Annotated in this window: 13 protein-coding genes; 5 read left to right on the top strand and 8 right to left on the bottom strand. The window is 46.1% G+C overall.

Annotated elements, in window-relative coordinates:
• Positions 1–15: 15 nt before the first annotated feature.
• Both PAE54_RS08965 and PAE54_RS08960 read right to left on the bottom strand, forming a co-directional pair.
• Entirely contained in the window at positions 16–882 is an 867-nt protein-coding gene (locus tag PAE54_RS08965) for a LysR family transcriptional regulator (protein ID WP_326519178.1), read from the bottom strand.
• 196 nt (positions 883–1,078) lie between these two features.
• Positions 1,079–1,345 carry a DUF2061 domain-containing protein gene (locus PAE54_RS08960; RefSeq protein WP_326519177.1) on the bottom strand — a complete coding sequence of 89 codons (267 nt, stop codon included), beginning with the start codon at positions 1,343–1,345 and terminating at the stop codon, positions 1,079–1,081.
• Positions 1,346–1,592: 247 nt separating this feature from the next.
• On the opposite strand from PAE54_RS08960, the gene leuC reads away from it, so the two are divergent.
• The 4 genes from leuC to leuB all read left to right on the top strand — a co-directional run bounded on the left by leuC (position 1,593) and on the right by leuB (position 5,483).
• Positions 1,593–3,011 (top strand): 3-isopropylmalate dehydratase large subunit, encoded by a 1,419-nt coding sequence (gene leuC, locus PAE54_RS08955; RefSeq protein WP_326519176.1) that lies wholly within the window; start codon positions 1,593–1,595, stop codon positions 3,009–3,011.
• A 15-nt stretch (positions 3,012–3,026) separates the two neighbouring features.
• Positions 3,027–3,677 carry a 3-isopropylmalate dehydratase small subunit gene (leuD, locus tag PAE54_RS08950; RefSeq protein ID WP_326519175.1) on the top strand — a complete coding sequence of 217 codons (651 nt, stop codon included), beginning with the start codon at positions 3,027–3,029 and terminating at the stop codon, positions 3,675–3,677.
• A gap of 103 nt (positions 3,678–3,780) precedes the next feature.
• On the top strand, positions 3,781–4,356 hold the full coding sequence (locus PAE54_RS08945; protein ID WP_326519174.1) for a hypothetical protein: 576 nt from the start codon (positions 3,781–3,783) through the stop codon (positions 4,354–4,356).
• 47 nt (positions 4,357–4,403) lie between these two features.
• Entirely contained in the window at positions 4,404–5,483 is a 1,080-nt protein-coding gene (gene leuB / locus PAE54_RS08940) for a 3-isopropylmalate dehydrogenase (protein ID WP_326519173.1), read from the top strand.
• A 152-nt stretch (positions 5,484–5,635) separates the two neighbouring features.
• Here the strand turns inward: leuB and infA are convergent, their stop codons facing one another.
• On the bottom strand, positions 5,636–5,857 hold the full coding sequence (gene infA / locus PAE54_RS08935; RefSeq protein WP_001284370.1) for a translation initiation factor IF-1: 222 nt from the start codon (positions 5,855–5,857) through the stop codon (positions 5,636–5,638).
• Positions 5,858–6,088: 231 nt separating this feature from the next.
• On the opposite strand from infA, the gene PAE54_RS08930 reads away from it, so the two are divergent.
• Complete coding sequence (locus tag PAE54_RS08930) at positions 6,089–7,099, top strand: AraC family transcriptional regulator (RefSeq protein WP_326519172.1); 1,011 nt, start codon at positions 6,089–6,091, stop codon at positions 7,097–7,099.
• 21 nt (positions 7,100–7,120) lie between these two features.
• On the opposite strand, the gene truA is transcribed toward PAE54_RS08930, so the two are convergent.
• From truA to asd, 5 genes are all read right to left on the bottom strand, one after another.
• The gene (gene truA / locus PAE54_RS08925) at positions 7,121–7,924 is read right to left on the bottom strand and encodes a tRNA pseudouridine(38-40) synthase TruA (protein WP_326519171.1); all 804 of its coding nucleotides are present in this window, start codon (positions 7,922–7,924) and stop codon (positions 7,121–7,123) included.
• Between the two features lie 26 nt (positions 7,925–7,950).
• The gene (locus PAE54_RS08920; protein ID WP_326519170.1) at positions 7,951–8,910 is read right to left on the bottom strand and encodes an asparaginase; all 960 of its coding nucleotides are present in this window, start codon (positions 8,908–8,910) and stop codon (positions 7,951–7,953) included.
• Between the two features lie 50 nt (positions 8,911–8,960).
• Positions 8,961–10,436: a T4P machinery localization factor FimV gene (fimV, locus tag PAE54_RS08915; protein ID WP_326519169.1), complete on the bottom strand. Its 1,476-nt coding sequence runs from the start codon at positions 10,434–10,436 to the stop codon at positions 8,961–8,963.
• Positions 10,437–10,504: 68 nt separating this feature from the next.
• Complete coding sequence (locus tag PAE54_RS08910; protein WP_326519168.1) at positions 10,505–11,812, bottom strand: type IV pilus assembly protein FimV; 1,308 nt, start codon at positions 11,810–11,812, stop codon at positions 10,505–10,507.
• A 148-nt stretch (positions 11,813–11,960) separates the two neighbouring features.
• Positions 11,961–13,079 carry an aspartate-semialdehyde dehydrogenase gene (gene asd / locus PAE54_RS08905; protein ID WP_273777517.1) on the bottom strand — a complete coding sequence of 373 codons (1,119 nt, stop codon included), beginning with the start codon at positions 13,077–13,079 and terminating at the stop codon, positions 11,961–11,963.
• Positions 13,080–13,339: the final 260 nt, after the last annotated feature.

Below are 13,339 nucleotides of genomic sequence, written 5' to 3'. Positions count from 1 at the left end.
TTGATGCTGCACGACTTATCGTGAGTTTTGCATGGATTGAATCAAGGTTTGTGCTGCTTTAGATTGCGTTCTTCCAGGATGCCAGACCATGCCGAGTTGGCGGTTCATTTCCAATGCAATATTCAGACGTTTTAAGTCATGGTTGAGCAGGGTTTTCGGTAAGACCGACCAGCCCAGCCCAATGGAGACCAACATGCGGATGGATTCCAGTGGATTGTTGCTCATACTGATTTTGGGTTTCAGTCCCTGTTTCTCAAATTCGGCCAGAGTGATTTGGCTGGTGTAGGTTTGTGCAGAAGGGAGTAGGCTTGGATACTGGCTCAGATCCTGCAAGGTTAACTCAGCTTGCTGCGCCAAAGGATGAAAGGGTGCCGCGACAAAGACCAATGAATCTTCCCACATCGGGATATATTTCAGACGTTCGTCACCGACTGGAGGCAGGGTCAAAAATGCCAGCTCCAGATCACCATTTAACACCTGTTCATGCGCCTGTTCTGAATCAACAAAATGCACATCCAGCGTCACGTCCGGAAACTGCTGCACATACTGCTTTAAATGATGCGGCAAATGATGCAAACCGATATGGTGACTGGTGCCAATGGTTAAACGGCCTTGTATCTGTGTCTGTTCATGGCTCAGAGTATGCTGGATATCGCCGAGTTCATTCAACCAGTTTTTCACTTTGGGCAGCAGGGAATGGGCAGCATGCGTGGCTTGGATACCACGACCGGCTGATTCAAACAGTTTCACCCCAAAATAATCTTCCAGACTGTGAATCCGTTTGGTGACCGCCGGTTGGGTAATAAACAGCTGTTCGGCAGCCAGTGAAATCGAACCAGTTTCCATCACTTTAACGAACGCTTCAAAGACAGCAAGATTCATGCAGGATCCATTAATCAAATTTTTTTATTAATTTTTCAATTATTGAAAATTTTTAAGAATAAATCAAAGTTTTGTCGCGAAGCTAAAGGCCAATTTTTATTGATTGTGGCTAGGATGAGCGTAAAAAAACCGTGCAGCATATCCAGCACGGTTTTTTAGGGTTGACTAGATATTTCAAGATCCATGATCTAGCCTCTTAGATCTGCGAGGATTGTGGAAATGTATTCGTAGTTTCCGCTTCTTGGTCAGAGGCATGTTCTTTGGCCGTCCAGACTTTTTCATGAATAAAGAACGCCACTGCTTGCACAGTAGGCTCTAACAAGCTTAAAGTCATCGCCATCCAGATGCTCCCCGTCACCATATAACCCACCAACATGGCTACCGTGATGTGCATGATGTAATAGCTGAAGGTTTTCTTTAAGGTTCTTTGGTTATGATTCACAAAGCGTTGAATTTTAGCCATCAGCCTATCCTCCATTTCGCATCCATTTGTTGTTGGTTTTAGATTATGAGAATTATTCTTATTTGTGAAATGGGGAAATTTTATGCCGTCGATTCATTTTTTAGATAACTAGAGAAGGATGAGGGCAGATATAAAATCATTCCAAAAAGTTTATGAATTAATAAAAATGATAAATTAGTTTTATGTAAAACCCGCGTTATAATCAATTAAATTCACAAAATACCCAGTCCAATGGAGCACGTCCGACATGGCAGGCAAAACATTATATGACAAGTTGTGGGATGACCATTTAGTCAAGCAGCGTGATGATGGTTCAAGCTTAATTTACATCGACCGTCATTTATTACATGAAGTGACTTCACCACAGGCGTTTGAAGGTTTGCAACTGGCAGGCCGTAAGCCATGGCGTTTGAGTGCCAACGTGGCCACGCCAGACCATAACGTTCCAACCTCAAAGAAAGAGCGTGAACAGGGCGTTGCTGGGATTGAAGATGATACTTCTCGTATTCAGGTGCAAACGTTAGATGATAACTGTAAGACCTTCAATATCGTTGAGTTTGACATCAATGACATCCGCCAAGGGATCGCTCACGTGGTGGGTCCAGAGCAAGGTTTGACCTTGCCAGGTATGACCGTGGTATGTGGTGACTCGCATACTGCGACACATGGTGCATTTGGCTGTTTGGCGCATGGTATTGGTACCTCTGAAGTTGAGCACGTGTTGGCGACGCAGTGCCTTGTGCAAAAGAAAATGAAAAACATGCTGGTGCGTGTCGATGGCAAGCTCGGTAAAGGCGTGACACCGAAAGATGTGGTGTTGGCGATCATTGGAAAAATTGGCACGGCAGGCGGTACGGGTCATGCAATCGAATTCGGTGGTCAAGTGTTCCGTGACATGTCTATCGAAGGTCGTATGACCGTATGTAACATGGCAATTGAAGCGGGTGCGCGTGTCGGTATGGTGGCTGTGGATGACAAGACCATCGAGTATGTGAAAGACCGTCCTTATGCACCAAAAGGCGAGCAGTGGGATCAGGCCGTAGCATACTGGAATACCTTGCATTCTGATGAAGATGCCGTGTTTGATACCGTGGTGGTATTACAAGGCGAAGAGATCGAGCCACAAGTGTCTTGGGGAACGTCACCTGAGATGGTGATTCCAGTGTCACAAGCGGTACCGACTTTGGAACAGGCAAAAGACGACGTACAGCGTAATGACTGGACGCGTGCTTATCAGTACATGGGCTTAACGGCAGGTCAATCTTTGGCGGACATCCAGATTGATCGCGTATTTATCGGTTCTTGTACTAACTCGCGTATTGAAGACATCCGTGCTGCCGCTGAAGTGATTCAGGGCCGCAAAGTGGCACCAACCATCAAACAGGCGATGGTGGTTCCAGGCTCTGGTTTGGTGAAACAACAGGCGGAAGCTGAAGGTTTGGATAAAATCTTCCTTGAAGCTGGGTTTGAATGGCGTGAGCCAGGCTGCTCGATGTGCTTGGCGATGAATGCCGACAAGTTACAACCGGGTGAGCACTGTGCTTCGACCTCGAACCGTAACTTTGAAGGTCGTCAGGGCAATGGTGGCCGTACCCATCTGGTCAGTCCAGCCATGGCTGCTGCTGCGGCATTGGCGGGTCATTTTGTTGACGTTCGTTCATTCTAATTGGGGAAGAGCAATATGAAAGCTTATACCGTTGAACAAGGCATCGTGGCGCCATTAGACCGTGCGAATGTCGATACTGACTTGATCATTCCAAAGCAGTTTTTGAAGTCCATCAAACGTACCGGTTTCGGTGACAACCTGTTTGATGAATTGCGTTATTTGGATGAAGGCTATTTGGGACAGGACATCAGCAAACGTCCGAAAAATCCGGATTTTGTGTTGAACCAGCCACGTTATCAAGGTGCGAGCGTATTGCTTGCCCGTCAAAACTTTGGTTGTGGTTCTAGCCGTGAACATGCGCCGTGGGCCTTGAATGAATACGGTTTCCGTACTGTGATTGCGCCAAGTTTTGCTGACATTTTCTTTAATAACTGCTTCAAAAACGGCATGTTGCCGGTGATCTTGTCTGAAGAGATCGTTGATCAGTTATTCAAAGAGTGTGCAGCAAGCGAAGGCTATCAATTGACCATCGACCTTGAAGCACAAGAAGTCCGTACCCCAGCGGGCGAAGCCTTCAAATTTGAAATTGATCCGTTCCGTAAACACTGTTTGCTGAATGGTCTGGATGATATTGGTTTGACCTTACAGGATGCGGATTTGATCCGTGCCTATGAAGAAAAAACCAAACAGGTGCGCCCTTGGGTTTTCCAGGAAATCCAAGCTTAAAAGCGCAACATTTAAGCATAGCGATGCGGTCCAACTCTTGCTAACATGCGTAGGGATATAAATATTTATCGTTTGCTCTATTTAGTGAGGTTGGGCCCAGACCATGATCAAGATTTTAGGTCACAGCATTGCTTTGCTGGTATGCGGTGTAGCGCTGAGCGCCTGCCAAAGTACCCAGCACATGGTAGACACCATGCGTCTCAAACAGGCGAAAAATTCGACCACTGGGCAAGCGAATGTCACAATTTATTGTTCGGGTACCGAAGACTGCCAGTTTGAGCGTGTGGACAATTTAAAAATTGTCGATTCGGTCTCACGCCGTGTCAATCATGAGGCGATTAAGCGTGGTTATGTGCGTTTGCAAGCCAGCTCCTCGAGCCAGCCGAATGCCCTGTATTTAACCATTCCGGCTAAGCAGCAGGAAGTTGTGGTGCGCTTCTATCCGATTTCACAGGATCGTGCAGAAACCATTCATGTGATTCACAAGTTTGTGGCCAATCAAAAGTACACATTCAAGATGTACCGTGATCGTTCCAAACATGCCGGAAGCCTGTTGAATGTGTCAGTTCCTGATCCCCTGTGTGTGGACTTGCAGCAAGGCCAGCGTACCATTCGCCGCTTTTGCCGACCTTATGATGCACTGACCGGACTCGGTGAGTTTGTCGAACAAAAAATTTAATCTCTGATTGATCCTGAACGGATCAATTTTGCAAAATGGAAACCCTCATGTCTAAACATATTCTGATTTTGGCTGGTGATGGCATCGGTCCAGAAATTGTCGCTGCCGCAGAACAGGTGTTGACCCGTGTCAACGAAAAATTCAACTTGGGTCTCAGCTGGGAACAAGGTCTTTTGGGTGGTTCGGCAATTGATGCGCATGGTGAACCGTACCCATCGGTAACTTCTGAACAGGCGAAAAAGGCGGATGCGATTCTGTTAGGTGCTGTGGGTGGGCCAAAATGGGATACGATTGAGCGTTCCATTCGTCCAGAACGTGGCTTGTTAAAATTACGTAGTGAATTGAACCTGTTCGCAAACTTGCGTCCAGCGATTCTTTATCCGCAATTGGCAGATGCATCTAGCTTGAAACCAGAAATCGTCGCAGGTCTGGATATCTTGATCGTGCGTGAATTGACTGGCGGGATTTACTTTGGCCAGCCACGCGGAATCCGTGAATTGGAAAATGGTGAGAAGCAAGGTTTCAACACTGATGTTTATTCTGAGTCTGAAATCAAGCGCATCGCGAAAGTAGCCTTTGAACTGGCTGGCCTACGTGGTGGTAAAGTATGTTCAGTGGACAAAGCCAACGTATTAGAAGTGACCGAACTTTGGAAACAGACAGTGACTGCGATGCAGCAGGAACAGTATCCAAATATCCAGTTGTCCCATATGTATGTCGATAATGCGGCGATGCAATTGGTTCGTGCACCAAAACAGTTTGACGTGATTGTGACGTCTAACCTGTTTGGGGACATCCTGTCTGATGAAGCAGCGATGTTGACTGGTTCAATCGGTATGTTGCCATCAGCGTCACTGGATGAAAATGGTAAAGGCATGTATGAACCTTGCCATGGTTCTGCACCAGACATCGCGGGTCAAAACTTGGCGAATCCATTGGCAACTATTCTTTCAGTCGCGATGATGTTACGTTACACTTTCCGTGAAGAGACTGCAGCAAAAGCAATTGAAGATGCCGTTGGTAATGTCTTGGATCAAGGCTTGCGTACAGCAGATATCATGTCTGAAGGTATGAACAAAGTCGGTACTCAAGAAATGGGTGCAGCTGTTGTGGCTGCTTTGGGTTAAGTTCAACCCAGTAAAAAAACGCAGCATAAGCTGCGTTTTTATGTCCAATTTTCTAGATCTGTGTCATATGGGGTCGCTTGAAAAAGCCAAAAGCGCCAAATCACAGACATAAAAAAAGCCACGTGACGTGGCTTTCTTGCTTGCGCTAAAACTTAGCGTGCACGATAAGTGATACGACCTTTAGTCAAATCGTAAGGTGTCATTTCAACCTTTACACTGTCACCAGTTAAAATACGAATATAGTGCTTACGCATTTTACCTGAAATGTGAGCAATCACTTCGTGACCGTTTTCTAAACGTACACGGAACATCGTATTAGGAAGCGTTTCGGTGACAACGCCTTCGAACTCAATGAGTTCCTCTTTATTGGCCATAGCCTACCTGATAATCAAATTGGAAAGGCGCAAATTATATACAATTTCCTCGAAAAAAACAAGGTGGCAGGGAGGTTCCACTGTACACATGACAGGCAAATAAGCGAATGTTGAGATTAAAGTTTCTCGGCAAAATTCTTTGGGCTGATGTTGTCAGTTCGGCCAATCAAAGCTAATCTAAATTCTATTTTTTCAAGATTTAACTCTTTTATTCATCAGCAAGGAGTAGCTGTGGCTCAACGAACGGATGCGTCAATCGTCTTAAGATTTGGTTATCAGGCCATGCGTCGTGCCGGCTTACCAACCGAGGAAATATTGAGCAAAGCCGGTGTTGCCTTAAATCAGGTTGAAGCCAACCAGCGCACACCGCTGAGTGCCCAGCATGCATTCTGGAGTGCAGCACAGGAGATGAGCCAAGATCCTGATATCGGTCTGCATTTGGGGGAATATTTGCCCTTGTATCGTGGGCAGGTGATTGAACATCTATTTGTCAGTAGTGCCAATTTCGGTGAAGGCTTGCAGCGGGCACTGGCTTACCAGCGTTTGATCAGTGATGCTTTTCAGGCCCGTTTGGTGATGCAGGATGGACGTTGTTATTTGACTAATGGCATCCAGGACATCAAAGATCCACTGGTTAACCGACATTTTACTGAAAGTGCCATGTGCGGGATTTTGCGGTTTTTTAAATTTATTACTGAAGGTCAGTTCCAGCCCATTTATATTGACTTTGATTTTGCGCAAGGAGCGGCTGCCGAAGAATATCAGCGGGTCTACCAATGTCCGGTCAGTTTAGGTCAAAAAGAAACCCGGCTGTACTTTGATCCGGTGATTTTGCATCATCCGCTCTGGCAGGCCGAACCTGAACTGTCGCAATTGCATGAACAACTGGCATTAGAAAAACTGCAGGAACTGGCACGTTATGATCTGGTTGGTGAAGTCCGCCGTGCAATTGGTGCCACACTGGAAAGTGGAGAGACTACCTTGGAAACAGTTGCTGCACAGTTACAGATTACCCCACGCCGCTTGCGTACCCAACTAAGTGATGCCCATACCAGTTTTCAGCAGATTTTATCGGATTATCGCTGCAGGTTGGCCAAAAAACTTTTAGCCAATACCCATGAGAGTGTGGAGCGGATTGTCTATCTGACAGGATTCTCCGAGCCAAGCACATTTTATCGGGCTTTTAAACGCTGGACCCAAGAAACCCCGGTCGAATACCGTAAGCGTAAACAGCAGATCTAGACCCAGTCGAGATTACAGTGCTTATTCCGGCATATTCAGCCAGTGCGGTCCTAACAGCTGTACGGGTAATTGGGATTGCCATGGTTCTGGATAGTAGGCCTGAATGAAATACAGGCCATGTGGTGGCGCTGTAATTCCGGCGGCCTTGCGGTCTTGTGCTGCAAAAATCTCATCAATATGATCGATATCATACATCCCTTGGCCGATTTCCAGCAGACACCCCATGATGTTGCGCACCATATGGTGTAAAAAACCGTCGGCTTGAATGTCCAAAACCAGATACTGCCCATGCTGGGTCAGGCGGCAATGTGATACATGACGGACGGGTTGATTCGATTGACAGGCTGCAGCGCGGAAACTTTCAAAGTTATGTGTACCTTCAAATTTCTTGGCAGCTTCGATCATTTTTACGGCATCGAGGGGCTGGAATATATGCGTGACCTGTTTATATAGTAAAGCCGGACGATGGGGGGCATTGTAGACCACATAACGGTAACGGCGCGCACAGGCTTTAAAGCGGGCATGAAAGTCATCCTCCATCGGCTGAATCCATTTCAGTGCAATATCTTTGGGGAGTAGCGTGTTGGCGCCCATCATCCAACCACGTTCCGGACGGATAGCATTCGTATCAAAATGAGCCACCATATTGGTGCCATGCACGCCGGCATCGGTACGGCCAGCACCATGTACAATGATGGGCTCATCGGCGATCTTGCTTAGCACACGCTCTAAGGTTTCCTGTACGCTGGGAACACCGGGCTGCTGCGTTTGCCATCCACGATAACGGATCCCACAAAACTCAATCCCGATTGCATAACGCTGCATGTTTACCTCGATGTCGATTACGGATGCTACCAGTGTGTAGCCCATTGTTCTGCAGTCGGGTATTGTAAATACATTTGCAGTGCTTTGGCATACAGATCGGCATGGCTTAGGGTGTTATTCAGCATAATTTTGCTGGATTGTACCCATTGGCTGACGGCATAACGTTGGTCAATGCCGCCAAATGGAACCTGAGTGGTCAAAATACTCAGACAGCCCTGAGCATAGAGCTGTTCCAGACAGTGCTCGATTTCAGGCGTGACCTGCAAATTACCTGTACCATAAGCTTGCAACACCAGAAAAGCAGGTGGGTGTGGTAAAAGCAGCTGTAGATTCTGTAACAGCAGTTCAGGCTGGATAGGCTGTACATGCCAGCTTAACAGGTTAAAATCTCGGGCACGAACTAGATGATGCTCATTGATGATAAAACCACTGCGAGGTTCTTCGGGGAGAGACTGTTCCGCTGCTAAGCCACGAAAGGCATCTAGCTCAGTGCTATGCATTTTTATTGCAGTTTGGGCATGCCAGACCTGATGATGGAAGGCGAGATACACACCCAAAGGCAGTGTTAATACGTGCTCGAGGGCAAGATTCAAATTGTCATGTGCATCACTGAATTCACGTGTATTGTCACCTTGCGTGTTGAGTAGCGGATACTGACTGCCAGTCAGAACGACGTGGCAGGAGGTGCCAAGACAGCGTGCCAGCACAGCAGCAGCATAGCTTAACGTATCCGTCCCATGCACAATGACAAAATGCTGATAGCCGTGTAATTGCAACTGCTGGATGTGTTGTACCAATTGCAGCCAGTTCACTGCCGTGTAACGGCTACTATCGAGGATACACGGCGCAGTCATGCAGTCGACCTGCAAATGGGGCGGTAGTATTTTTTTTAGCTGAGGCAGGAACAGCTCAGCTGGCATCGGCATTAAAGGCTCACCTACACAGCCAAAAGTGCCCCCCATATACAATAAGGCGATTTTTTTCATGCATAAAAAAAGCAGTCGGGATGGACTGCTTATAGTAGAACGAAGCGGGCTTAAGAAGCTATTTGTTTGAGTAAAAGCTCAGATTGCTCACGTTGTTCTGGATTGAACTGTGCTTCATTTTCGCTGAGTAGGCGGCGCGCTTGGGCATAAGCACCGAGTTGAATATACTGTTGTGCCAATTGTAAATTCAGGTTGATCTCATTGACTTCCAGCAACTCAGGGAAAGATTGAGTCAATGGGTCATGTTGGTCCACTAAAGTGGTCGTTTGCTCAACTAGAGCTGGCTGTGCAGGAACATTGCTTTCAGCTGCTGTATCCAGGCTGATGGCAGGGACATTCAGATTGAATTCCAGACCACTGGCTGGTGTTGCTGTCAGTGTTGGAACTTCAGGGATGAGCACAGCTTCAGATACTGGTGTTTCAACTGCTGTAGCTTCAGGGCTGCTACTTGGTGTCGTCAGGTCAAAATTAGCAAAGTCTAGTTTAAACTCAGTTTCTGCTGGAGCACTGTCAGCTTTTGGCTCTACTACAGGAGCTTCAGCAACAATGACTGGCTCACTCGCTTCAACTTTATTGGCGCTCTCTAGTGAGAACGAAAACTCGAGAGGTGCTGGTTCTGCTACAGTATTTTCTGGCTCTGGTTCTGCAACTTTCGTTGTTGGTGCAGACTCGATGACAGGTGTATCCAGTTTGAATTCAAGCGCCTGAGAAAGATCTTGAACAGGCTCTGCAGCTTTTGGAGCCTTTGCTTCTTCGATGATGGTTGCCGGGGTATCAACAACAATTGCTGTTTCAGCCTTAACAGCTGTTTCTGAAAAATTGAATTCAAGAGGCGTAACAGCTGCTGGAGCTGGTTCAGGCTCATTTTTGACCGAAGAGAATTCAGATTGAAGTTCATCAAATGAAGGTTTGCTGCTTTGCGGTTCAACTAAAGCATCAAAGCTGGCTGCAGTGACGCGATTTTCAGTCGGTTGTACGCTTGGTTTTACTGTTGAACTCAATTCAGCAGTTTCTGCGATCACTGGTGTTTCAACGCTTTGTGCTGCAGTAATTGATCGTACTTTGTCTTGGTGGGCTTGCTGTTGTGCTTCTGCCTGCTGCAAGATGTCATCTAGGCCTAAATCACGCAGTTGATTCATTAACTGGCGGATGGCGAAATCATCTTTTTGTTCTAAATGAATTTCAAGGAGCAACAAATATAATTCATGCTGCGAGGCGTCACGGTTTAAAGCCTGGTTAATTTCAGCTTCTGCTGCAAAAAAATTGCGTGACTGGATGCGTTGACGGATTTGCTGGCGGATTTCTGGTGCTAGCGGTGTTGTTTGGTTCGCAGCAGCTTGCTGTGTGGTTGGAAAATCGAGTGCTGCAGGTGTGCTCTTTGCGGTATTTTTAGCGGTCGTTTTTTTGCCAGCTTTTTTGTTGACCGTTTTGCTGCTGGTATTGTCTTCTTTCTTGCTGGCTTCACGTTTCTTAAGGACGATGGCCACAACCAACAACAATATAAACGGAATCACATAGAGCATCATATTTTAAACCCCTTGAACGTCTAGCCGTGAGCTCGGTCTAGTTCATCCCAAAATTCTATAAAAACAGTTTAGTGAATTGACTTCTGCGCTTTTTGTTGCTGTTGCAATTGTTGTTGCAGTTTTGCCAGCCGTGCATTTAATAGTTGAATTCTCTGATCCTTTTGACGTAGAGCCAATTCTAACTGTGTCACGTTTTTTTGTAATTTAACGGTTTTTTCACGAGCTGTCATAACTTTTAATGACAACTCTGCACTGGTTTGGTTTTGTTGTGTGCGCTTTTTAGCACTTCCTTCTGCTGAATCTTGTGCACTGTCAGTCACCAAACTCATTTCAGCTTGATTCAAGCGATATTTGGTGCTTCCCGATGCAGAAGGCTTGCCTGATTTCTGAACCTTTACCGGTGCTGCAGTACGGGCTTTGGGTGAAATGGCTACACCCAGATTTAGGGCTGCACCGCGGCGCAAACGGTTTGCATCTCCCTGAATAAAGGCATGGCGGTTGTTGGTCTGAATTTCTTTCATCACTTCAGCAATAGGGCGATTAGTTTGTGCTGCGATACGGGCTGCAATGCTCCATAAGGACTCATTATTGCTGACCACATGCTTGGTATTGGCTTCAGCAGTTTTATTTTTCTCTATTTCTTGCTTAGCAGGTTTTGCTTTGGCCTGTTGTGGTGTTTTTTCTACAGTAGAATTTAATGGCTGCTCTTTGACATTCTGTGGCTTGGCCGGGGAATCGGCTGTAGTCGTCTTGATTGTAACTGTATTGTTCTGAACTGTTTCTGTTTTTTTACTTGCTTGTGGCGAAGGTGGAACAATGCTGACAGCAAGTACATCAGTGCTCTTTGCGATATTGTTATCCTGAATGCTACTGACCTTTGGAGCGGTATAGCTGGTTGTGACCGGCAGGTTCAGTGCAATATCTTTTTCGCTGACAATTAATTGTGGTTGCAGTAAGCGTTCAGTGCTAGAAAAAGGCACGCTGGCTGTATGGGCACTACGTTTCAGGCTGCTCTGGATATGTTGTAAACGCGTCGCTTGGCCTTCTTTGATTTTAACAACAAAGTTCAGTTCAGCTTCAGTCATGGGGCGTGATGAGGTAATCACGATGACACCACTACCTTGACCCGTACGGCGGGTAAAAAAGTTCAAGTGCTCAGGTGGGCGGTGTTGAATGCCTAAACCTGTTAAATCCTCACTTGAGGCCAATGCAACTTGCAGTGGAACTTCAGTGTTGGCTTGGCTGAAATTCATTTCGGCATATAGCAATTCCCCAGGAGCTGATTGAATCTGAATTGGATCAATCAAAATTGCATGCGTAGTCTGTGAGGCAATAATCGCTAAAATCGCAGTTTTTAGTTTGTTATATACAGTCATCGTGATCCGTTGCTCAGGTGTTTTTTTGGCAGCGCTCTATAAAGGTTATACCTTACTCAGGTGTAAGTGAATTGTAAAACGTTTACACATGCATTACATAAAAAAGCCGATCAATTTGACCGGCTTTTTTGCTCGAATTTAAAGATGCTTAAGCATTTTTATATTCAATCAGGATGCGTAACATACGACGTAGGGGTTCCGCAGCACCCCAAAGCAACTGGTCACCCACTGTGAATGCACCTAGATACTCTTTGCCCATATTGAGTTTACGCAAACGGCCAACAGGAACAGACAGGGTACCGGTTACGGCGACAGGCGTAAGATCCGTCATAGAGGCTTCACGGGTGTTTGGTACGACTTTCGCCCATTCGTTTGAATTGCGAATCATGTCTTCGATTTCATCAAGCGGTACGTCTTTTTTCAATTTCAGCGTCAATGCCTGAGAGTGACAACGCATTGCACCGATACGGACGCAGTGACCATCGATTGGAACGATCTGGGTATTGCCCAAGATCTTGTTGGTTTCGACCTGACCTTTCCATTCTTCTTTCGACTGACCACTTTCAAGCTGTTTGTCGATGTACGGAATAAGGGAACCTGCAAGTGGCACACCGAAGTTTGCAGAAGGGAAGCCTTCACCACGCTGTAATGCTGCAATTTTGCTGTCGATGTCAAGAATCGCGGACTTAGGATCATCCAACAAATCTTTGGTGTTGTTGTACAGGTAACCCATACCTGTAATGAGTTCACGCATGTTTTGCGCGCCCGCACCAGAAGCCGCCTGATAGGTCATTGCTGTCATCCATTCCACCAAGTTGTTTTGGAACAGTGAACCTAGACCCATCAACATCAAGGAAACTGTACAGTTACCGCCCACGAAAGTTTTCGTGCCATTCACGAGACCGTCTTTAATGACATGCATGTTCACTGGATCAAGCACGATGATCGCATCATCTGCCATACGCAAGGTAGAGGCAGCATCGATCCAGTAACCATTCCAACCTTCTGCTTTCAGTTTTGGGAAAACTTCAGAGGTATAATCACCACCTTGGCAAGTCACAATGACATCCATCTGCTTCAGACTGTTAATGTCCGTTGCATCCATAAGTGCTGGGGCAGTTTTACCACCAAATGCAGGCGCTTCACCACCTGCATTACTGGTAGAAAAATAGAATGGCTCGAAATGAGCAAAATCATTCTCTTCAACCATACGTTGCATCAAGACGGAACCAACCATCCCGCGCCAACCGACCAGACCTACTTTCATGTCACTTTGCCTCGGTGCGTAATAAAAAATAAAGGGGCTTGAGTGTACCAAATGAGTACACAACTGCAAGTATAACCTAATCAAAATGGCGTGATTTCTACGTTAAATTTTAAATCAGAGTGATTTGAATCAAATTATTTCCTGGTCCTGCAATTAAACAACCCTAATACGGATAAGAACTGGTGTAAGCCCAAAGTAGAAATGTCCGGTTTCTCCAAAGTAAAAATGTCCGCTTTTAGAATACGCGTTTTTGCGATTTT

Source organism: Acinetobacter minutum, from assembly GCF_035916735.1.
GTDB lineage: Bacteria > Pseudomonadota > Gammaproteobacteria > Pseudomonadales > Moraxellaceae > Acinetobacter.
This window is presented reverse-complemented; position numbering and strand designations above follow the sequence as displayed.